18 protein-coding genes are annotated in these 21,343 nt (G+C 45.0%); 10 read left to right on the forward strand and 8 right to left on the reverse strand.

The features are described 5' to 3' along the window. Positions 1-141: 141 nt before the first annotated feature. Complete coding sequence (locus BCF53_RS02185) at positions 142-1,092, forward strand: AEC family transporter (protein ID WP_132699411.1); 951 nt, start codon at positions 142-144, stop codon at positions 1,090-1,092. 72 nt (positions 1,093-1,164) lie between these two features. Here BCF53_RS02185 and BCF53_RS19270 read toward each other — a convergent pair whose 3' ends face one another. The 4 genes from BCF53_RS19270 to BCF53_RS02205 form a co-directional block, all read right to left on the reverse strand. Next, positions 1,165-1,941 carry a PEP-CTERM sorting domain-containing protein gene (locus BCF53_RS19270; RefSeq protein WP_207902618.1) on the reverse strand — a complete coding sequence of 259 codons (777 nt, stop codon included), beginning with the start codon at positions 1,939-1,941 and terminating at the stop codon, positions 1,165-1,167. A gap of 262 nt (positions 1,942-2,203) precedes the next feature. After that, positions 2,204-3,220 (reverse strand): ExeA family protein, encoded by a 1,017-nt coding sequence (locus BCF53_RS02195; RefSeq protein WP_132699413.1) that lies wholly within the window; start codon positions 3,218-3,220, stop codon positions 2,204-2,206. Between the two features lie 27 nt (positions 3,221-3,247). Continuing rightward, entirely contained in the window at positions 3,248-4,540 is a 1,293-nt protein-coding gene (locus BCF53_RS02200) for a nucleotide sugar dehydrogenase (protein WP_132699488.1), read from the reverse strand. A 29-nt stretch (positions 4,541-4,569) separates the two neighbouring features. Beyond that, on the reverse strand, positions 4,570-5,487 hold the full coding sequence (locus BCF53_RS02205) for an XrtA system polysaccharide deacetylase (RefSeq protein ID WP_243645750.1): 918 nt from the start codon (positions 5,485-5,487) through the stop codon (positions 4,570-4,572). Between the two features lie 221 nt (positions 5,488-5,708). On the opposite strand from BCF53_RS02205, the gene BCF53_RS02210 reads away from it, so the two are divergent. The 6 genes from BCF53_RS02210 to BCF53_RS02235 are packed head-to-tail and all read left to right on the forward strand — an operon-like array spanning position 5,709 to position 12,501. Continuing rightward, complete coding sequence (locus BCF53_RS02210; RefSeq protein WP_132699415.1) at positions 5,709-7,115, forward strand: TIGR03013 family XrtA/PEP-CTERM system glycosyltransferase; 1,407 nt, start codon at positions 5,709-5,711, stop codon at positions 7,113-7,115. 2 nt (positions 7,116-7,117) lie between these two features. Further along, on the forward strand, positions 7,118-7,750 hold the full coding sequence (locus BCF53_RS02215; protein ID WP_207902619.1) for an XrtA/PEP-CTERM system exopolysaccharide export protein: 633 nt from the start codon (positions 7,118-7,120) through the stop codon (positions 7,748-7,750). Beyond that, complete coding sequence (locus tag BCF53_RS02220; RefSeq protein ID WP_132699417.1) at positions 7,750-9,264, forward strand: chain length-determining protein; 1,515 nt, start codon at positions 7,750-7,752, stop codon at positions 9,262-9,264. The genes BCF53_RS02215 and BCF53_RS02220 overlap by 1 nt, the downstream gene beginning before the upstream one ends. A gap of 17 nt (positions 9,265-9,281) precedes the next feature. Next, positions 9,282-10,145: a P-loop NTPase family protein gene (locus BCF53_RS02225; protein ID WP_132699419.1), complete on the forward strand. Its 864-nt coding sequence runs from the start codon at positions 9,282-9,284 to the stop codon at positions 10,143-10,145. After that, entirely contained in the window at positions 10,117-11,337 is a 1,221-nt protein-coding gene (locus BCF53_RS02230) for a hypothetical protein (RefSeq protein ID WP_132699421.1), read from the forward strand. The genes BCF53_RS02225 and BCF53_RS02230 overlap by 29 nt, the downstream gene beginning before the upstream one ends. Positions 11,338-11,367: 30 nt before the next feature. Beyond that, positions 11,368-12,501 carry a GNAT family N-acetyltransferase gene (locus tag BCF53_RS02235; protein WP_132699422.1) on the forward strand — a complete coding sequence of 378 codons (1,134 nt, stop codon included), beginning with the start codon at positions 11,368-11,370 and terminating at the stop codon, positions 12,499-12,501. Positions 12,502-12,523: 22 nt separating this feature from the next. On the opposite strand, the gene BCF53_RS02240 is transcribed toward BCF53_RS02235, so the two are convergent. After that, entirely contained in the window at positions 12,524-13,624 is a 1,101-nt protein-coding gene (locus tag BCF53_RS02240; protein ID WP_132699424.1) for a GNAT family N-acetyltransferase, read from the reverse strand. 100 nt (positions 13,625-13,724) lie between these two features. Next, complete coding sequence (locus BCF53_RS02245) at positions 13,725-15,125, reverse strand: FemAB family XrtA/PEP-CTERM system-associated protein (RefSeq protein WP_132699426.1); 1,401 nt, start codon at positions 15,123-15,125, stop codon at positions 13,725-13,727. A gap of 159 nt (positions 15,126-15,284) precedes the next feature. Between BCF53_RS02245 and xrt the strand changes: the two genes are divergently transcribed. After that, the gene (gene xrt, locus BCF53_RS02250; RefSeq protein ID WP_132699428.1) at positions 15,285-16,763 is read left to right on the forward strand and encodes an exosortase; all 1,479 of its coding nucleotides are present in this window, start codon (positions 15,285-15,287) and stop codon (positions 16,761-16,763) included. Positions 16,764-16,767: 4 nt separating this feature from the next. Here the strand turns inward: xrt and BCF53_RS02255 are convergent, their stop codons facing one another. Both BCF53_RS02255 and BCF53_RS02260 read right to left on the reverse strand, forming a co-directional pair. Then, the gene (locus BCF53_RS02255) at positions 16,768-17,760 is read right to left on the reverse strand and encodes a polysaccharide deacetylase family protein (RefSeq protein WP_132699430.1); all 993 of its coding nucleotides are present in this window, start codon (positions 17,758-17,760) and stop codon (positions 16,768-16,770) included. A gap of 4 nt (positions 17,761-17,764) precedes the next feature. Continuing rightward, entirely contained in the window at positions 17,765-18,919 is a 1,155-nt protein-coding gene (locus BCF53_RS02260) for a carboxylate--amine ligase (RefSeq protein ID WP_243645751.1), read from the reverse strand. Between the two features lie 273 nt (positions 18,920-19,192). Here BCF53_RS02260 and BCF53_RS02265 point away from each other — a divergent pair, with 273 nt between their 5' ends. Next, a complete protein-coding gene (locus BCF53_RS02265; protein ID WP_132699434.1) occupies positions 19,193-20,185 on the forward strand; it encodes an acyltransferase family protein in 993 nt (330 codons plus the stop codon). 42 nt (positions 20,186-20,227) lie between these two features. After that, positions 20,228-21,343 (forward strand): glycosyltransferase, encoded by a 1,116-nt coding sequence (locus BCF53_RS02270; protein WP_132699436.1) that lies wholly within the window; start codon positions 20,228-20,230, stop codon positions 21,341-21,343.

The following is a 21,343-nucleotide window of genomic DNA, read 5'->3' on the forward strand; positions in this document are numbered from 1 at the left end:
AGATTCGTCTGAATCAATAAAACCCTTTAAAGTTGCTGCCCTTGGGCAGCAGCTTGTTCGAGATTAACCGTCTCTCTGCTACACTGCCCGCCGCTCTTCCCGCACGCCTTCTTCATTAACTGCTTAATTCGGGAGCCCTAAGTGCTGTCCATCATACTGTTCTCTTTGCAGATCACTCTGCCGATCGCCATCGTTGTTATTCTGGGTATTTACTTTAAAAAACTGGGCTGGATAACCGAAGCCTTTAACCAGTCGGCTTCCAAGCTGGTCTTTAATGTTGGCCTGCCATCGCTGCTGTTTATTAACATCGTCAATGCCGATACCAGTACCAGCATCGATTGGACAATCATCATCTACGGCATCTGCTTTACGCTGGTCTCGTTTTTTGCGCTGTCTTTTATGAGCCCGTGGGTAACCAGCTTTCGTGAAGAGCGTGGCGTGTTTGTACAGGGTGCGTTCCGCGGCAATATGGGCATTATCGGCATCGCTTTCTGTATCAGTGCCTTTGGCAGTGCCGGAGCAACGCTCGCCGCCATCTATACCGGCGTGCTTTCGCTGCTCTATAACGTGCTGGCGGTGGTGACGCTGAACCGCTGGTCTGCGCAGGAGCAGAGCGGTAACCCGGTGGTTTCCTCCATTGTCTCACTGGCGAAAAACCCGTTAATAATCTCTATTATCCTGGCCGGCGTTTGGCGTGCTTCTGGTATACCGGTGCCGGTCTATCTGCTGGGTGCTGCCAAGTACATGGCGCAAATGACCCTGCCCGTTGCCCTGTTGAGCATCGGCGCTACGCTTTCCTGGGCCGGGCTGGTGTCGGCAGGCAAGGTCACCGCCTGGGCGACACTCGCCAAGCTGGTGGTATTGCCTTATCTGGCTGCGGTCATCGCTTATTTGTTGGGCTTCCGGGGCGTTGAGCTGGGTGTTATGTACCTGCTGATGGCCACGCCAACTGCCGCAGCCAGCTACATGATGGTTCGCGCGATGGGCGGTAATGCCAGCCTGGCGGCCAGTATAATTGCGGTGACGACCGTGTTTAGCCTGGTTTCGACCAGTGTGGGGCTATCGCTGTTGAAGGCGCTGCAGTGGATTTAGGCCGGCGAAAGACAGGCACAAAAAAAGCAGGCTAATGCCTGCTTTTTAAATGGGTAGTGCTCTAACGAAGTATTAAGCAGCCATTCCTGACTGTTTACGACGAGAGTAGAACAGGCCAGCTAAGCCTAAGCCCATCAGAGCTAAGGTGGCTGGTTCTGGGACTCGGAATTCACCCATGATCACGTCGTTACCGCAATACATTGTGAAGTGAGAGTAGAAAACGTCGTCAGCTTCGAATGTGCTGTACAACCATGAGGCTAGATCGATTACCGCAGTAGTGCCTCCATCTGAGTAGCTCACTGTACCTGAATATAAAATGTCATCACCAGAAGCGACACTATCAGCACTTACTGCAAATGGGTTAGCTTCATAGGTCAAACCGTTATAATAAACGTTTTGAATGGATGTGCTGGCATCAATGGCGTAAACCATAAAATCACCAGTAGTCCAGTCAACGTCGACAACGTAGTCGTAACCGTAGTAGTTGGATCCTGTGTAGACTACGGAATCACCATAAATCGGGGCATCGTTCAGTGCTAAAAATAAATCGCCACCAATCCAAGTGTCATAACCATCTAAGTTGCCGCTACCATAGGTGGATGCATCAAAATTGTAGCCGCCAGAAATAGTTAGCACTCCAGAAGTGTAATCTACAGTCTCCAAGTCATAAGCGTCGCTGTAAGTGGTTTGCGCTTCATTTTCATCGATTTCGCACACAGCATCGACACAGCTACCGTACTTAAGGTTATTTGAAATCATATCGTTGATTGTCACATCCAAAGCACTGGCTTGAGCTGCAAAGCCCAGTGCTGCTGCTGCAACAACGCCTTGTAAGAGTTTTGCGTTCATCTTTATATTCCTTAAATCTGTGTGGTCCAAATTGAGCGCCTTACTACGGGCTCACATAGAGGTGATAAAGCAAGGTATAGGCCATGTTCTGCTAGCCCTTTTATGACGGGGGGGCAGCTGTAAGGAAATATCCTAATGATAAAAATATCGACAAAATCGATAAGTACTGCCGTTCGATATGTAAATAAAACCGACAGGCGTTTTGTGGGCGTTGGCAGAGGGCTGGCCAAAGAGCGAAGCCATCTTTCTGAGGGTTGATAGGCTATTTAAGACCGTCTTTTATTCTTCGACGCGCATCTTCAAATAGCCGTACCTTCGGGTTGCTTTCTCCGTCACTCAGGAACGAAAGTTTTTCATCAATGGATTCCAAGGCTGATGCGATGCGGCTTAGGGCGTCCAGGTTGTCTGACGACATTGCGGTATTGCCGGCTGAAGAGGGCTTTTTTAGGGTAGATTTGCGCGCTTCCAGAATGTCTTCATTAGAAACCATCAGTTCCTGTTTGATTTCTTCTATATCGGAAGCGTTCAGGTACTTGCGGTCTTCTGCAAACGCACACAGCAGTAGCCCATCGCTGATTTTGTTGATCAGGCGCGGAATACCGGAAGAGAATTCATGAATAGACTTGATGATCTCTTCACTGAACAGCCCTGTATCTGTGAAGCCTGCAACCGTCAGGCGGTGATAGATATAGTGTTTGGTGTCTTCCAACGACAGCCCTTCCAGGTGGAAGAACAGCTTTATTCGCTGAGTTAACTGAGGAATGTCCCCGATATTCTCTTTCAGTTCCGGCTGACCCATTAATATAACCCGCAGAATAGGTCCGTTTGGTCCTTCCATGCCGGCCAGCATGCGAATGTCTTCCAGGTTTTCGTGAGTCAGATTCTGGGCTTCATCGATGGCCAGCAGCACTGGAACGCCGCGCGCCGCTAGCTGGCAGAGATGGTCGTTAATGGCGAACAGCATGGAAACCTTGTTGGAATCGGTCACACGAATAGCCGCTTGCTGCATGATGATCTGAAACAAGTCATCGCCCTGAAGGTTGGTATACGCGATGTGGAAAAGTTTGACCTCCTCCTTGATCTCGCTGATCATCTTTTTCAGCAGTGTCGTTTTACCTGAGCCAATTTCGCCGCTGATCACCACAAAGCCTTCCGGGCTCCATATGGCGGAATCCATAAAGACAAAGGCGCGAGAATGCTGGCGTGACATGTAAAGAAAATCTTCTTCTGGCGCCATTCTGAAGGGGTGACGAGCAAATCCAAAATGTTCTAGGTACATAGTTCCTTTCTCTTTTAGTGCCGCGGACTAAAGCCGCCACAAGCGAAGGCCTGTTTGCCGGAATTCATCTCTATCCAAAATGCATTTTACATCATATACGCCAGCACCGGAGTTAAGCATCGATTTGAAATGATCGGCACTGTAGCCTCGATACTCTTTATGCGCAACACAGACGATGACTCCATCCAAATTGTTCAGTTCGTGGTCGTCCACCAACCGGATTCCAAATTCTTCCAGGGTGTGCTGTGGTTCAGCCTGGGGATCGTGAACAATGGTGTTAATACCCCAGCTCTTTAGGCCTTTTATTACGTCGATCACTTTTGTATTTCGAATATCCGGGCAGTCTTCTTTAAAGGTTAGCCCCAAAATGGCGACATTCGATCCTTTAACAGGCTGATCATTGGCGATCATTTCTTTTACTATCTGGCCTGCTAAGTATTCACCCATGCCATCATTGATACGGCGCCCGGCAAGGATGACATCCGGGTGATAACCCAGTTTTTCAGCCTTATGAGTTAAATAGTAGGGGTCAACGCCAATACAGTGCCCGCCAACCAAGCCCGGGCGAAACGGAAGGAAGTTCCATTTTGTGCCAGCGGCTTCCAGCACTTCGATGGTATCAATGCCCATATGGTTGAAAATAATGGCCAGTTCATTCATTAGTGCGATATTTAAATCACGCTGGGTGTTTTCTATCACTTTGCAGGCTTCTGCAACCTTAATGCTGCTGGCCCTGTGAACACCGGGTTTGACAACCGATTCATAAACGGCTGCAACAATGTCCAATACTTCAGGTGTTTGACCAGCAACAACTTTCAATATGCTTGTGAAGGTTCTCTGCTTGTCTCCCGGATTGATCCTTTCCGGAGAGTAACCCACAAAGAAGTCTACTCCGCATTTCAGGCCGGATGTCCGCTCTAGTACTGGAACACAGTCTTCTTCTGTTGTGCCGGGGTATACAGTGGATTCATATACAACGATATCCCCTTTTTTTAGCTGGGGACCAATGGTCTCGGATGCCTTGATAAGGGGGCTTAAATCTGGCTGTTTGGCATCATTAACGGGCGTTGGCACACCAATAATATGAAAGTCGGCTTTTTTTAAATCTGACGCATCGTCGGTATAAATGACGTTGGCTTTGCTGAGTTCTTCCGGAGAGACCTCTAGGGTGTGATCAGAGCCGTTTCTTAGCTCTTCAATGCGATGAGGGTTTATATCGAAGCCGATACACTGTTTTTGCATCCCAAAGGCGACTGCGACGGGCAAGCCTACATAACCCAGGCCAATGACTGATACGGTTCGGTTGTGAGTGGTTTTCATATATTTGGGGTTATCCACTTATTATTCTGTTAAGCGAGTTTGACCAGCTCGCGTTCGGTACAGGTGTAAACTTCGCTCGAATTATAGGAGAGGATGCTGTCACTTAGCGTGCCAAAATCGAAATCTTTCATTAAGGCTGCCAGACGCGCTTCGCATCTGTCCAGGTTTGTGTAATGGCGAAACCTGGAGAACCAGCTTGCGTTGGTGAATCGTGGTTGGTCTGGGTCAACCTCCCATGGGTGCAGATAGAACACCTTTGGAACGGTGTTCTTCTTGCTGGCGGAATTGAATAGGTAGCGGAAAACTGGGTAAGGAAACTGTCTGAAATAGCCACCTCCAGCTGCAGGGATGGACATTCCGAACTTATTGGCAGAGGTGATTGGGAATTCGATCAGTGTTTTTCCGGACTTAGTCTGAATTTTATAGGGCTCGCTCGGGGTATCCGGGATGCCATAGTTGTCGTGGTAAATCGGAAATATGCTGGAATCCCACTTGAAGCCAAGCTCACCGAGGATATCCAGCGCCCATAACGATTTTTTGGTAATGGAGTAGCTTGCTGCCCGGTAGCCGTCGCATGGTTTCTGAGTAATCGATTCCAGCAGGTCTTTTGACTTGCGGGTTTCCTCGCGAAACACTTTCGGTGATTGACTGTAAATGAGCTGGTGGCTGTAGCCGTGAGATGCAATTTCGTGGCCGGCGGCGTCAATTGCTTTTACAAGTTCCGGAAACCGGTCTGCAACCCAGCCGAGAATAAAGAAAGTACCCTTAATGTCTTGAGATTCAAATAAATTAAGGATTTTATGAGTATTCATCACAACCCTTGATGGTTGCTGATCCCATTGATGCGGCCGAATGACGTCTTTAAATGCAGCGACGTGAAAGTAGTCTTCTACATCGATGGTCATCGCATGCACAGTTGCTGTAGTCTGGTTGTTATCCGCTTTCACGGTCGTTACTTCCTGTATTGGTGACGTCTCAGCTTTATGTTTCTAAATGTTCCAAAGCAGCTGTGTATATTACAGCCAAAGTAAGTCGGTGCAAAACATCTACCCTACTGTAACTATACTAGATGAACGAATTGTTGTGGTTCTTTCATGAAAAGGTCAAAATTGATAGCCTACAATTTCATCAATTGTTTAACATCTGGATTGCTAGCAAGGAAGCCTAAGTGTCTTATATCCGCATCCGCAAACATTATCTTCATGTACCCTACCTTCTGTTAGGGGTTTTAGAGTTCCTGCTTTTATTTGCGAGCTTCTTTGTTGTAGAGAATATTCAGCTGCAGTTAGGCGTTATCCCTGAAGCCAGAATTTCTATTGACCCGGTGCTGTCGCTTGTTTATGCATTGTTGTTAAGTTGCTGTTCACTGGCGATGGGTGTGTATCTGGCGTTGATGCGTGAAGGCTTTCTGGCGATGTTCTTCAGAACATTGGTAGCCTACTGCTTTCTTGGTGCTCTGAGTATCTCTCTGTTGGCCGTCGTTTGGCCCAGCATTAATCTGGGCAGTACAAACCTGTTCTGGGCCATTATGGCCTCGACCGGCATGGCGCTGGTTGTACGTAGGCTTTTTAGTGGAATTATCGACTCTGATCAGTTGGCCAGGCGCGTGCTGGTGTTGGGTACCGGGCCTTCCGCGTTACAGCTGAAATCTGATTATGAAAACAACAAACGCAGCCTGAGCATACGTGTAATGGGCTATGTTGGCCCGAGCGATGGCGCTATCGATGGCAGGTTTTGTTTGGAAAAACCTTCAGACTGGGTGGCTTTCTGTAAAGCAAACGGAATCTCAGAAATTATTGTCGCTCAACAGGAGCGCCGCCAATCGGATGCCGGCATCTTTCCATTAGACGACTTAATTAAATGTAAGATGGCCGGTATTGATGTCGTAAACGCTGTTAGTTTTTATGAGCGGGAACTGAATAAAGTGAAACTCAGCCTGCTTCAACCCTCGTGGATTATTTTTTCTGATGGTTTCAGTGTCTCCCGCTCCAGAGACTTCGCAAAGCGCGCATTTGACCTGCTTGTTAGTCTCCTGTTAGCCATCATTCTTGCTTTGCCAGTTCTGTTCGCTGCGCTGTTGGTGCTGCTAGAAACAGGGCGTCCAATACTCTATTCACAAATTCGGGTAGGGAAGGATGGCCAGCCTTTCAAAATATACAAGATTCGCTCAATGACTAAGGATGCCGAAAAAGGCGGTAAAGCCGTTTGGGCGAAAGCTAATGACTCGCGCATCACGAAAGTTGGCGCATTTATTCGCAACACCCGTTTAGATGAGATTCCACAATTGTGGAACGTGGTAAAAGGCGATATGAGCTTTGTGGGGCCTCGACCGGAGCGGCCAGAGTTTGTATCTGATTTAAACGAACAAATTCCATTTTATTCGTATCGGCATGTTGTGAAGCCCGGGTTAATGGGCTGGGCTCAATTGAACTATCCTTATGGGGCGTCGGTCGAAGATGCTCAGGGTAAGTTAGAGTACGACCTTTATTACACAAAGAATCACAGTATCGTAATGGATCTGCTAATAATGATTCAGACAGTTGAAGTTGTCCTTTTGGGCAAGGGAGTGCATTAGTTATGAAATTCTTTACTCAGGCTATTTTGACAATGATTTTTCTGGCGCTGCTTGGCGGTTGTGCCTCTGGTGGTGCAAAAGGCATATCAGGGCCAGAAATGAGCTATGTTAAGCAGCCATATGTCATTGGTATATCGGATCAGTTACAGATAGACGTTTGGAGAAATTCTGACCTTACCCGGTCAGTGTTAGTTCGGCCAGACGGCTTTATCACTATGCCATTGATGGGAGACGTGTTATCGGCTGGCCGCACACCTGAAGAGCTGGCTGAGGTTATTTCAGAAGCCTTAAAGTCTGTAATTAAAACACCCGAAGTAACGGTTACCGTTGTAAACCCAGTGAGTCAGGCTTATCAATATCGAGTCCGAGTAATGGGTCAGGTCAATCAGCCAACGTCAATTACCTTTGTTGACGGAATGACGGTAATGGATTTGGTATTGGCCGGTGGTGGTGTCAGTGACTTTGGCGCTGGGAACCGGTCTGTTTTGAACCGTCTGGTTGACGGTGAATATAAAGAGTACCCAGTGCGTCTGGACGATATTTTAGACCGCGGTGATATTTCTACAAACTATGAATTGCAGCCTGCAGATGTACTCACAGTGCCCGGAAAAAGTATCTGGAGAGGTGAATTTTAATGGACCCTACCAATATCCGAGAGTTATTGCATGCGCTGAAGGTTGAAGTGCTGCGATACCGTTACGCCATTGTCATTTGTTTTGTCAGTATATCGGCTGCAGTGCTGGCTGCTGGGTATCTGATGCCAAAAAACTACTCATCCCGAGTCGTTCTTTATGCTGATGTGACTAACATTATAGGCTCGCTGCTAGAAGGAAAGGCAGAAATCACAAAAATTGACAGGGCTAAAGAAGCCAGAGATATCATCTTTACTGACAGAATTCTAAGGTCTGTTGCGGTGAAATCTGGATTCAGTGACCCTGATAGTGCAATTGGTGGAATCCGAAGCAGAATGAGAATTTCAGCAAATGGCGATTACGTCAGTATTCAGTATTCATCCTCCTCCCGGGAAAGCTCATTTAATGTTATTGATGCGGTCACTCAGGCATTCCTGGGAGAAACTGCTCGTAAAAAGCGTGAAGAGTCGCAAAGCGCTTATGAGTTTATCGATGCGCAGGTGACTAGTTACAAAAGCCAACTGGAAGCAGCGGAAGCCCGCCTAAAAGAGTTTTCTGCTCAAAACATCGATGTAACTGAACAAAGCGTTTCAAGTCGGGTGATTAGGTATAAAGATCAGATTCAGTTGCTGAATCTGGAAATTCAAGACGGTGAATCCCGTTTGGCAAGCTATGAGGCTCAGTTAAAAAGTGAGCCAGAGTTTATAGAAATAGAAACGGAGCGAACGCCAACGTTTGAGGAACGCCAACTAGAGAATTTTGAGCTGCGCTTGGCAGACTTAAGGCTAAGTTACCTCGATACCCACCCTGATATCGTAAGTCTGAAAGACCAAATAGATGCACTGCGGGAAAAAGTAAACGATCAGAAAGCAGAGGCTGCGTCTACTCGCGCAGTGAGTCAAACGGAAAATACTGCCTATACCGCATTGCGTGAGCTGATAAACAATGAGCGGGCGGACCTTCTGGCTAAGAAGAACCGTTTGGCAAATACCGAATCATTGCTTGAGTCTGAGTTTTCAAATGCAGAAACAGTGGCCGCTAAGCAGGCAACATATAAAGAACTGACGCGCGATTACGCTGTAACAAAAGATGTGTACGAAGACATGTTGAAACGTCGTGAAAGTGCCCGCCTTTCTATGACACTGGATGTAGAAGGTCAGGGTGTTTCATACAAGATCCATGAGCCTGCATCTTACCCAATTCGTTCGGATGGCTTGCAATTATACCACTTTGCCCTTGCAGGGCCGATTCTTGGTATCGCTGTTCCGTTCGGGTTGCTAGCCGTGCTGGTACTTGTTGACCCACGAATAAGGTCTGCCAGTTATATGTCAGATAACCTTCCCGCTCACGTGAACTTAATAACAACTATTCCAATGTATGATGGCGGTGTAGCGGAATTGGCCAGTAAAAGAAGCTTAATATTACTCAGCTTCATCTCATTAGTTTATTTAGGTATCTACGTTATGTTCAGCAGCGGCTCGGCAATGTTGGGCGTGCTGGGTATTACCTTGCAGTGATCTAAAGGAGCGCAAGCGTGGATCAAGACAAACTATTTAAAGCATTTGAGCGCAATAAAGCTCAACGCTTAAAGCAAGAGCAAGTAAAGCAGGAGCCCAAGACTTTGACGGAGACTCTGTTAAAGGAGGTGGAGACAGCCCCAGCCGTTCAATTGAGAACAGTGACTGAAGGAGTTGTTGCTACTGAAACCTTCACCAAGAGCGCTTCAAATCTCTCGCAGATGCGCAATCCAAACCCGATGTCGGTAGTAGAAATGAAAAAGAACAAATTGGTTTACTCAGGCATGAAAAATAGAGCGGTTCTAAATGCGTATCGGGAACTGCGGATTAAGCTAATGGACGAAAGCGAGTCTGGCAACATCGTAGTAATGCTTAGCTCAGTAGACTCATCAGATAATTCGATTACTACTGCAATGAACTTGGCGATATCGTTTTCGCTGGATGTCAGCTCATCTGCTTTGCTGGTAGACTGTAATCCATACGGAACAGAGTTGCAGCACATAGTAACTGCGAAGTTTGATACCGGTATTACCGACTACTTTCTAGAAGATGATATTTCACTGGAAAGCATTATATACCCCAGTGGTATTGAGCGGGTTTCAGTAATCCCTGCAGGAAACAACCCTTCTTCTGCGGTTGAGTATTTTTCATCTCAGGCAATGGAAAACCTGATTTACGAATTAAGAAACCGCTACAGTGATCGCTTCATTGTGATTAACTCTCCGCCGGTCTTGGCTAGTAGTGAAGCAAGGGTATTAACTCGTTACTGTGATCATACAGTACTAACAGTTCCATATGGACGTGCGAATATGGATGCGATTGAAGATTCAGTTAGCGCATTGGGAGCAGCTAATGTATCGGGTGTTGTTTACCAACAGTAAAAGAAGCCAGAGTGTTATAAATCTAACCTTTTTTAGTGTTTTAATTACCAGTATTGCCAATAATGCATTGGCACAGGGTGAATGGAATGCTGGAAGCCGCTTTAAAATAGGCGGTGATAATAGTGAAGAGTATAGCGAGGTATCACCGTACATTATCTACGAATACCGGACTCTTAACACGTCCTTTTCTACATTGTTTTCTTCGCCTCTTGCTTCATATTATGAAAACTATTGGTCTGAAGGTTGGGAGAGTAAAAATGACATCTCCTGGAGCAGTGAAACTCGCCTTGTTTCGATAACCGGTGGGTATGATCATGACTATGATTACGACTCTGATGATGACACCAAGGAAATTACCAACGATTTCAATCTCGCTCTAGGAGTGAATGTTCCGCAGTCAGCCCGTTTAGTACATCAGTTTTCACTACAGGCAATATACCAGTCTGAAAAAACTGAAAGTGATGACAAAGAGAGTACGATCGATGAAACAACGGGGGTTGCCAGCTATGATTTGGTGTTTCGTCAAACAAGGCAAGTAACCTGGTCCGCTGGTATTGAGCAGGAAGTTACAGATAACGATACCAGTACAGCAACAGGCAGTATAGGCTGGAATTACACTACCACTCGTTTCGATACGGCAGCAAATGGGTACATAGTATTCTCTGATTACGATGGCAGTGAACGGGAGAGCTATGGTTGGGATGCCAGCATTGCGTATAAATCTCAGGTTTATACGCTAACCTTGAGCGCAGAACGCTCTATTACTGATAACCTAAGCTTTACTCTAGCTAGCGATCTGGATATAGAACTCGAACAGCAATACCTTTCGACCGTAACTGAAGCGTCAATCGCTATGTCTGGCTATCAACTTACCAAAGCCCTTGCCTTTTCAGCCAGTGCTAAAGTAGGGAAAAATGAAAGCCTGTATGATGTTCCAGAAGCTGGAATCAGTAGCTCTGATGAATATGACTACTATCAGGTAACCGGAGAACTTCAATGGCGTTTATCTGGTCGCTCAGCATTAACGGTATCTGTTGAACAGAGTGAAGTAGATGGTGAAAGAGAGCGCACCATTGGTATGCTTTATACAAAAAATATTTCAGAGAGCTGGAACGCATCCGCCTATATCGCAAAGGAAATAACGTATAGTGATGACTTTTCCTGGTATGTCTCTGCAGACTATCAATTCTGAGCTCTGTAACAATAGTTGAGTAGTTTTTTCATGGAAATTGAAACACCTGCTAGCGTTTCTGGTCACGACATCGTGGTAAAACAATGGAGTGAAGAAGAGTTTGCAAACGCTCAAAGTGAATGGGCAAGTTTGCTTGCCCACTCAGATGCGAACCCGTTATTTATGTCTTGGGAGTGGCACTTTAATTGGTGGGAATCTTACAGTGATGACTTGTGCAAGTTGAGCATTTGTGCAGCTTACGAGGGTCACCAGTTGGTTGGCATAGCGCCTCTTTATGTTGAGAGAGATTTCTATCTTAAAGGTGTAATCCCTGTTAAAAGGTTGCAGTTTATTGGTAAGCGACTTGGAGGTAGCGGCGGTATTCGCACTGAATACTTGAGTCTTATCGCTTCAAAGCATATCGAAAAGTTAGTTATTGAAAGGTTAATTGAGTTTGTTGTTCAGCTACGAACATGGAATGAGCTTAGTTTTGCAGATTGCCAAGCTCAAACTCCATGCCATTCATTAACTGTAAGTAGCTTAGAAAAATACAAGTTTTACTCACGCCAAGAGGGTGAAGGGAGTTCGTATCTGATTGACTCGACAGCAAGCTTTAAAGCTTATCTTGAGTCACTTGGTAAAAATACTCGTCTGAAGCTATATAACCGAAGAACGCTTTTAGAAAAGCTAGGTGATGCAGAACTTATCCCGTTGTCCAATGAAAACTCAGACTTCTTTGTCAAGGAGTTAAACCACTACCTCAGTGATCGGTGGCAACGGGTTATCCTATCGGATCGAAATTGGGGTTTCATTACGGCCCTTTGCTCATCCAGTAGTGGAAAAATTTCATATTTAGACTCAAGCATTCTCTGTCTCAATAGAGAGCCAATTTCCGTTATGCTGAATATTCGTGTGGCAAGTACGGTATATACTATTTTGCTTGGCTACAAGCAGAATTTTGATAAGAAATTTAGTCTGGGATTGCTACATTGCGGATACTTATTCGAGATGTGCTTCAACGATAGCCAGGTCGAGTTTATAGATATGCTTGAGGGTGATGGCAAGAATAATAACTACAAAACTCGAATTGCGGGCATCACTGTAAATGTTAAATCTATTCGATGGTTCCGCTCACCGCTTCTGAAAGTGATGTTTAAGTTCTATGACAGATTTTTAAGAAAATAATCTGCCTGATTTTTAATATACACTAGACGATTTTTTCCCATTCCTTTTTCCAGATGGAAATCATTTTAGATGCAACTCGTGCCCAAAAAGCTATAGGGAATAATCTGATTTCACTATAGGGTTCAGCCCTCGGGGACCACCTTTCAACCCAAGAGAAATTGGTTACCATATCAATTGCATCTACACTTTTGTCGCTGTAATAGTGTTCTATTAGCCTTGTCAAGATAAGGCCGCCAGGTGAGTAGCTTTGAAGTTTTTCATCATAAGTAGTTTTATAAACCCATACAGTGCTTCCTTTTTTGAAAAGTAGAAGCATTGCTATAGTGTTGTTGGCCGAAACCAGTTTGCACCATCTGATGTGACCGATCTGAAAGGTGTCTTTTACTATGTTTTTGTAAAGTGAATAATCACTTTTTAATTTTAATAGTGAAGAGTTATTTCTACCTTTCCAGCCACTATCTTCTAGGTCTGCGTACTCATTAAATAGAGAAAGATTCTCTGTACTACTTGTCGGGTTTACTATCTGAAATGAAAGGTCTCCACTGAGGCGTTCTAACTGACGAGTTTTTTTCCTTAAGTATTGGCGTGAATTTCTTGATAGGCTAGACATGTAAGTTTCGAAGTTTCCATTGCCAACATCAAACCTCCATGTATGAGAGGATGTCGTGCTCAATGCAGATGCAGTACCTAAAGATTTTAGTCCAGATATCAATAGTTTGGCATGAGTTTTACTAGCGCGCTCAGTTCGAAGCCATAGAAAAAATCCATATTTCTTCTTAGCATGTTTCAATAGGCTGCTTATGATATCAACTACATCGCTTTCAATAAAAAAACCATCAGTTGGGTATATGTTACATAGCTCTAACTCGACTAATGAAAGCGGGCCGAATCGCCTATTGTTCTTTGATAGAATGCACGCTCCTACAAAGCGATCCAATCTGTGAAAGATAATTAAGGTTATTTCGGGTTTGCATGAATTTTTCCAGTAGTTTGCCAATAAGCTATAGGATGAAGAGATGTCAGCTGAGTGATTCTTAAATTCCATTTCCCATTGCGATTGCCAATGCTTTAGGTCGGATTCAGTTTCAATTTCGGAGACTTGAACACTTGATGAATTGTTCATAGGTATGCAGCGCCTATTGTAAGAGTCTTAATTGACGATGGACGTCGTTGCTCTATTTAAGATTGTAGCTGTTGACGTGAATATACAATAGGCACTGGCACTATGGTATAGATTTAACAATAGGCGGGCCGATCAGTTTCGTGATCCAGACAGGCAGCAACTTCCACGTGCTAATTAGCAATTTATATTTTGGATTGTCTGGGTTGGCTGTAGATATTGGTTCGTCATTACTTGTTAGGTAATACCAATAATGAGGAACTTCTTCAGCACCCCATTGCTTTTTAAAGCGATAGGTGCCGGCACCAATTGTGGATCGGCCAAAATCGAAGTGGCTATAGTGCTGTTGAATGGCTCTGCCCAATATTTGCCGATACATCCACATATTCATATTCATGCCATTGGCAGATTTGATTGTAGAGGCCCAAGGGATTTCCATTAGTTTTCCTGAGCCTAGAATGAAGCCTGCTGATACGGCATTTTCCTTCACGTAGCATACGACAAGTTGTGGCTTCAATTCCTGTTGATTTAACAGGGTTGTAAACCAGTCTTTTGAATATACAGGTGTACCTAAGTCTCTCATGTTGATAGAAAATACATGATAGAAGTCATCAAGTAATTCTAAGCCTCCGATTTTTACTGAAGGCTGGTATTCCAGTGCGCGATTAATTTGTGCCCTCACCTTGCTGCCAAGTTGCTTTTCCAGCTCTGATTCACTCTTTGGCAGGCTGAGTACCATACTTACTTTCTTTTCTATTGACTGAAAGGGCAGGTTAGGCATGGTGGTCCTTATTTCTACTTGATCGCACCCTTCGGAGCTGAGTAGTTGTTTTGCTTCTGTTATCAGCTTAATTGCCACATTGGTGTAGGAGGTTAACGGACCTCCATAGTTAAAGAAGGGCGTCGATACACAGTTGTTACCAAAAATTCTACTGCAGACTGTTGTAACGACCATACCTCCGACAACCGTTCCGTTAGATCTGGCAAGCAAAAGTTTGGACTTATGGCCAAACGCCTTTTCAATGGCGTTAGCTGTTGCTGGTAAATGATAGTTGCTGGCCTGGTTGTGGTTGCGCACAAAATACACCCATTCCGGCTGATTGATGGAGTTTGTAATATCTACGCTAAAGGTTTCTTTTAGCTCAGCCTCTAAATGCTGAAACTGTGCTGGTGAGGGGTTGGTGTTGTTTGTATGTTCAATTTTTTCGATCAGTTCTCTTGCCGCCTTTGTTGTAGCTTTAATTTCAGCTTCAATGGCTTTTACCTCTGTACTGATCTCTTTTACGTCACTCTTTAGCTGCTCCAGATTATCGGGTTTTTTATCTATTTGTTTGAATTGGCTGCTGATGGATTTTTTTTTGTTCTGTGCAGCTTTTAGGGCTTTTGTATATGCCTTATAGGCTGATTGGAGTGACTGAAGGTCCTGCAAATACTGGCTATCTAGTGGACGGCCAAAAGAAGCAATGAAAGCTTCTGGCTCCTTTAGTATTTTTTTCACATCCATTGAGTTGTTCCGTATATTAAGGATTCAGTTTTTAACTGTTCACTCGAACAAAATAGTTTAGAATTACCGGTAATTGTACTGAATAACCCTTTTTAGGGTAACCAGCGCATATGAAATAGTCCGTAGGGCGCAGATGTAAAAAGGTAAAGGAGTACCAGGTTGCGGTTGCACGAAACTACAGGAGGCTCTGGGCAAGCTAAGGGAGTTTTTTTTGTCTTTTTCCCGCTAGCTCTTAGCTATGGTCTAGTCCTCTGGTTAATGCGCAGTAGTCTGTTTCAGCTGCATGACAAGTGGACCCAATGGGATCAGGCCTACTCCCACGGCTACTTATTGGTTGTTGTTTGTCTTTACTACATATTTAAGAACCTGCCAGAGAAGCTGCGTCCGCTACGTTATGGCTGGATCTACTCTTTACTTGCCATTGTGCCATCGCTGGTATGGTTATTTGGCTATGCCACGCAGATAGGGGCTATTGAACAAATTGCTCTGCCAGTTTTCCTTGCGTGCCTCGTATTACCGGTTGTTGGGCTTCGTCAATTCACTCCTCTGATTTTTCCGTTCGCACTGTTGTTTTTAGCCATTCCTTTGTGGGAGGTTTTAATCCCTATTCTGCAGGCCTTTACCGTATCGGTTTCAACCATAGGTGTGCGGCTGCTGGGTATACCTGCCTATATTAATGGCACTTCATTTAGCCTGCCCTATGGTAATGTGCTGGTAGCCGGCAGCTGCGCTGGCTTGAGCTACTTTTTAATGGCTATCGTGCTAAGCAGTATTAACAGCATTCATAGAAACTACAGTATTAAACAAACGGTATTAACCGTCCTTCTGATGACGGGCTTGGCCATTGTAGGCAACTGGTTTCGGGTTTATACGCTTATTCTTATTGCTTACTACTCAAAAATGACCAGTTCATTGGTTTATGAGCATGGCATGTATGGTTGGTGGATTTTTGCGGGTACGTTCTTTCTTTATCTTTGGCTTATTCGCAACATTCCAGAGCGGCGTAAGGCGTCTAATGCGGCTCAAAACCCCCGCTCATACAAGTTGTTGTACCTCAATCTGGTATTGGCTCTGGTATGTGCAGTTGCCGTACCAGTTTGGTTTATGAGTGGCAAACTGCAAAGCAGTTATCAACATAGGCCATTAGCTGTTTCAGGCTTTGAGCAGGTAAGCCCGGCCTATGCCAATGCTCGGTTGCGAGTGCACTTCCGTGGTTATGACATAGAAGAGTTTGTCCGGGCAAGAGTTGACGAGCGCTTGTGGTTGATAGGGCGTAAAACCTATGTTGATCAAACTCAGGGTAAAGAGCTGATTACCGAAATTAACTATATAGCGGAACACTACACTAAGCGGTTGACACATAAGCTGGCATCGGGGCAAGCGCTAAACGTAGATGTTGTTGAGATTCGTGGGCCTAAACTGGTAGTAAGTACTTATTTGATTGGTTCTAAGTCGATAGCACAAAATTGGCAGGGGAAGCTCACTCAGTTTAAAGAGCTGCTTGCCGGACGCAGCAGCAATGCGCTTTGGTATGCCACCATCGCCTGCGATTCATATCAATGCAATGACGAGTTGGCCAGCCTTGAAGGTTTGCTGGCACCCGTAGATCAATGGTTGTCTGATTCGGCTCTATATTAAGCTGTTACCAGCCTGCCAGCCTGGCTCGGAACTTACTGGGTGTATCGCTGATGTCATTGTGCAGGGCGGTTCTGTGAATTTCGTGTGTTTTTAGTCTTTGTGCGCTGTTTATGCCGCGTTGGGTTGTAACAGCAGCAAGGTAGTTTTGTTTTGTAAGGTTTATTGCCTGCTCGTTGTAATCGCCATTAGGGAAGCAGAATAGATTAATCTCCGTACCTAGCTTTTGTTGCAGAATGCGCCTGCTCTCAACAACTTCTTGCTGTAATGCAGATTCAGATAGCTCTTTGTTCAGCCTTCGATGGCTGCAGGTGTGAGAGCCAGTGTTTACAAGCCCAGATGCTTGCATTTCGTTTAGTTGCTGCCAATCCATTAACGCCGGGCGAGATTGGTTGAATGACTCTTGCCATTCAATACTGTTGAGCGCGGTATATATTTCATCTTCAGAGTATTTTTTTAGTTGTTTGATGCACTCGGCAGCGCTTTCTGCTGAAAATGCGTGTTTGGCCAGTTGAGTGGCCTGTTCAAACATTGGGTGTAGTCTGAGCTGATTGTGAGCACCCATAGCGATGAGCTCGATAACGATGTTTGGCCAAAATCTAAAGCAGGTACCTATTTTATTGGCAACGGCAAACAAGGTTGCTGGTGCCTGGTGTGCCTTTAATATTGGTAATGCGTATTCGTAGTTATCTAGCCAGCCATCATCAAAGGTGATGGCACAGGCTTTTGGAGGGAGTTTTTCACCCAGTTTAAAGCGATTTAGCCAATCTTCTAAATCGACAATTTCAAACAGTTTTTTAAGCTCTGTTATGTGCATGTTCAGTGTATCTGGGGTTACGATCATGCCTGGTTCTTCAAGTGAGGCTCGAGGGTCATCTTTTGGCAAAATTCGGTGGTACATCAACACCCAGAGTTTATTTTTGGTAGTGGGTAAAGAGTGCTGGCCGAAATTACTTTTAGTAACCGTTATTGCGCCTTTTACCAGTGTTTTAATGTTCATTGGTTTACCCCTTCAAGGAGCTGATGTATTGCTCCAGCTCGGTAAAAAACGGTTTTATATCGTTTAATCGGTTTACTTCATGCCGCTGGTTGCGAAAGCGCGGGGTTAAAAAGGCCGCAATTCTAAGCAGCTTTTGTTTATTGGAATAGTTACCTTTCATATAAATATACAGGCTGTCTAAATCGCCTAGTAACCAGCGTAAACGTTGGTCTTTGTTGTATTCGTTGGTTGGAGCGACCTTTTCGCCTAAGTGTATGGCTGCTAGTTGGGCAGGGAAATCTACGCCGCTATCTATCGCCAGCTGTAAAGAGCCCCAAAAGCGGGTATTAATTTCCATGAGGTAGGCTGTGCCATCTTCGGCAATGCGAAATTCCACCATGGCCGCGCCATGCCAATTGACTGCCTTGAGCAGTCTGACTGTGAGTGCCTGAAGCTTTTTATCAATTGGTGCCGCCTGGCTAAGGACGCTAACACCCCCTTGAGGAGGCTTTTCGCGCAGGCGCGTATGTGCAAAAAACTGAACGGGTTTGCCTTTGTTGAACAGGCAGAACAGCCCGGCACCATGGCCCGGTATAAACTCTTGCAGCATAAATGAGTGTTGCTTCAGGTAAGTATCTGTCCTTAGGGTTGCCTTAAGGTCTTCCTGATTATTAATGATGCGAACAGTGGTAGTAATCCAGCCAGATTGGGTTGGAATTTTAGAAAGGCTTGGCTTTAAAACAATTGGGTATGCAAACTGTTCAATAGGTGGCAACTGGCTGCTGTTCTCAAAGAATGCGCTTACAGGAACCGGTAGGCCTGCGGCTTCTGCTGCTTGCACCAACTTACTCTTGTCGGCTAATTGCATTACGGTTTTGTGGTCTGCGAAGGGTAGAGGCAGGTTAGGTAGCTGCTGTGTTGCAGCCAGCAGGCATTGACTGGTAATTTCAGTAGTAGGAATGATCAGGTCGTAGTAGCTATCTTTGCAATGTTCTGCCACCCAGTGAACAAAGTCCTGGGGTTTAGTAGATGGATCAGGGTAGGTTATGTATTTATCAGAGTATTTGGAGGCGCCGGCTAAAGCGCGGGGCATCGTATCTGCGGTAATAATGCTGGCCTCTGAGTATTGCCTGCCAAGTGAGCGGGTAACGGCTAGAGCGCTGCGCTGGTTGGCATCCATAACTAAAAACGATTTGGGTAGTGATTCCATTCGGCCTATCTCTGAAAAACTGCTAGCCAGTTTACATCATCGGATTCGCCAATAGGAGGCAAAACGTAGCTTGGCAGCTGATGAAATGCAGGTGTTGGTATCGAAGTGTGCAATAAAAAAGCCATTAGATTTTGGCTTAGGCTGAATGTTAAACTCTTGCTTTGAATTTGTACTGGACAACGGAATGACCAGACCGCGGCGTTTATCTCCTATCTTCCTCTTAATTTCATATCCAGGTGGCTTGTGAGGCTATACTATCTCGATCAGGTTCGAGCGATCGCTATTGTTATGGTTGTGATGATTCATGCCATTAGCTATACGAATGGTATCAGTGAAGCCCTGTTTACAGTAGTGCAGCAGCTTACTTTATCGGTAGCAGTGCCTATTTTTTTCTTGGTCGATGGTTACCTGTTTTGTTTGGGGAAAAGCCCCGATCAGAGAACAGAACGAAGCTTTAAACTGAAGGCCAATTTTAAGCGACTCGTCATACCTTGGATAAGTTTCACAGTCATATACACCTTCTGCAGATATATATTTGAAGTTCTTGGTGTTGTTGAGGCTAATGTAATAAATGTTGCTGGGCTTTATGAGCTTTTCATGAAAATGCTCGGTGGTGTTTATTCGTCTCAGCTTTACTTCCTGCTGTCTTTGTTTATCGTCCGTCTTGCAGTTACTTCAATAGAGAGGTTGTACAATTTCTCCTCTGGGTTGTTGCTGTTATTCGCCGTTTCTTTAGCCATTGCCTATTCAGTGTTTAACACCGAGCTAAGCGTTATTAGGCTAACGCCGTTTGGCATTGATGCGCTTCAGAATTCTCTTTGGGGTGTTAGTTTTTTCATGCTGGGGATGTTTCTGGGGCTAGCAACTTTCGAGATCAAGCGCCTGATGCCCGTAGTTACCGCTGTTTTTTTGTGCTCTGCTTATGGTGTTTACCAATGGAATACAGATTTCATTGGCCTGATGTTTCAATACAGCTACATGCTGTTCCTATTTATTGGGTTTATGCATATTCCAAAAATTAATTGGTTAGCGAGCCTAGGTAAAAATACGATGGGTATCTATTTGCTGCATAGCCCAGTTCTGTTAAAACTGCTTGCCGTTGTTTTTGGTGCACTTGGGTTAAAAGGTATTTCAGGCTTTGCCGCACTTAGCCTGCTCACTTTGGCTACATCATGGATTGCAGCGGGTATTCTGGTTCGGCTCCCTCAGGGAAAAGCTATTTTGGGTAGTCGATAACGGGGTTTCTTGCCTCATTGTTATATAAATGTTGTGGAAGACATGGCGAATAAGAAACCAACAGTTTTGCATGTAATAGATACTACAGGGCCGGGAGGAGCTGAAACGGTTTTTCTTGACCTGGCAGAAAATATGGATCTGCAGGGGTACAATAAGCTTGCTTTAATTAAGGGCAGTGGCTGGGTGGAGCAGCAGCTTAAAAAAAGACAGATTCCTTATCTGGTTTTGAAGCCTTACGGTTTCTTATCGCTTCCCTATTATTTGCAGCTTTTTAGAATTATCAAAAAATACAACGTTCAATACATTCAAGCGCACTTACTGGGTTCGGCTCTTAGCTGTTCTATTCTGCGTTTTCTATACAGGGTTCCAGTAGTAGCAACCTTACATGGCCAAGTTGATGTAAACCCTAACGAGCGCTTTGTAGCAGTAAAGCGGTGGATACTGAAGGTAGGGCTAAGTAAAGTGGTGGCCGTTAGTGGCCAGCTAGCGAGCTATCTGGAGAGTCGAGGGCTGTTCAATGCTAGCCAATTGGAGGTTATCCACAACGGCATAAGCACTGATAGGTATACACGTGCCGCGGTTCGAAGCTTTCGCCTTGATCTAGGATTAAATGAAAGCACTAAGCTTATTGGAAGCGTCGGAAATATTCGCCCGGCAAAAGACTATAAAAATTTGATCGAAGCTGCTGCACTGGTGATTGAGCAAGAACCGGGTGTGCACTTTTTGATTGCAGGGCACTCAAAACAGCCATTGCAGGGCGAGCTGGATGCATTAGTTGCAAAATTACAACTCGGTAACAATGTTCACTTTTTAGGTTTCGTAGATGACACCCCGTCTTTTCTGGCCCAACTAGATGTTTTTGCTCTTTCCAGCAGTGCTGAGGGTTTTTCTATTGCGACACTGGAGGCCATGGCGGCAAATGTACCGGTAGTGGTTACAAAATGTGGTGGCCCTGAAGAAATTATCACCCCGGGAGTAGATGGCATTATGGTGCCTGTTGGTAACCCCCGGGCATTATCCGAAGCTATAATTAGTGCACTGGCAGCACCTAATGAATTTGTAACCAGCGCCCATGAAAAAGTAGTACGGCAGTTCAGCATGCAGGCGATGGTAAGTAAGTATCTTGCTATTGCAGAAAAAGAGTTGGAGCAAATATAA

The organism is Reinekea marinisedimentorum (genome assembly GCF_004341165.1).
In the GTDB taxonomy this organism is placed as follows: domain Bacteria; phylum Pseudomonadota; class Gammaproteobacteria; order Pseudomonadales; family Natronospirillaceae; genus Reinekea; species Reinekea marinisedimentorum.

Coding starts and splice junctions, on each gene's coding strand:
- BCF53_RS19270 (WP_207902618.1), bottom strand. CDS start 1,941: ATGAACGCAAAACTCTTACAAGGCGTTGTTGCAGCAGCAGCACTGGGC.
- BCF53_RS02195 (WP_132699413.1), bottom strand. CDS start 3,220: ATGTACCTAGAACATTTTGGATTTGCTCGTCACCCCTTCAGAATGGCG.
- BCF53_RS02200 (WP_132699488.1), bottom strand. CDS start 4,540: ATGAAAACCACTCACAACCGAACCGTATCAGTCATTGGCCTGGGTTAT.
- BCF53_RS02215 (WP_207902619.1), top strand. CDS start 7,118: ATGAAATTCTTTACTCAGGCTATTTTGACAATGATTTTTCTGGCGCTG.
- BCF53_RS02220 (WP_132699417.1), top strand. CDS start 7,750: ATGGACCCTACCAATATCCGAGAGTTATTGCATGCGCTGAAGGTTGAA.
- BCF53_RS02230 (WP_132699421.1), top strand. CDS start 10,117: ATGTATCGGGTGTTGTTTACCAACAGTAAAAGAAGCCAGAGTGTTATA.
- BCF53_RS02235 (WP_132699422.1), top strand. CDS start 11,368: ATGGAAATTGAAACACCTGCTAGCGTTTCTGGTCACGACATCGTGGTA.
- BCF53_RS02240 (WP_132699424.1), bottom strand. CDS start 13,624: ATGAACAATTCATCAAGTGTTCAAGTCTCCGAAATTGAAACTGAATCC.
- BCF53_RS02245 (WP_132699426.1), bottom strand. CDS start 15,125: ATGGATGTGAAAAAAATACTAAAGGAGCCAGAAGCTTTCATTGCTTCT.
- BCF53_RS02255 (WP_132699430.1), bottom strand. CDS start 17,760: ATGAACATTAAAACACTGGTAAAAGGCGCAATAACGGTTACTAAAAGT.
- BCF53_RS02260 (WP_243645751.1), bottom strand. CDS start 18,919: ATGGATGCCAACCAGCGCAGCGCTCTAGCCGTTACCCGCTCACTTGGC.
- BCF53_RS02270 (WP_132699436.1), top strand. CDS start 20,228: ATGGCGAATAAGAAACCAACAGTTTTGCATGTAATAGATACTACAGGG.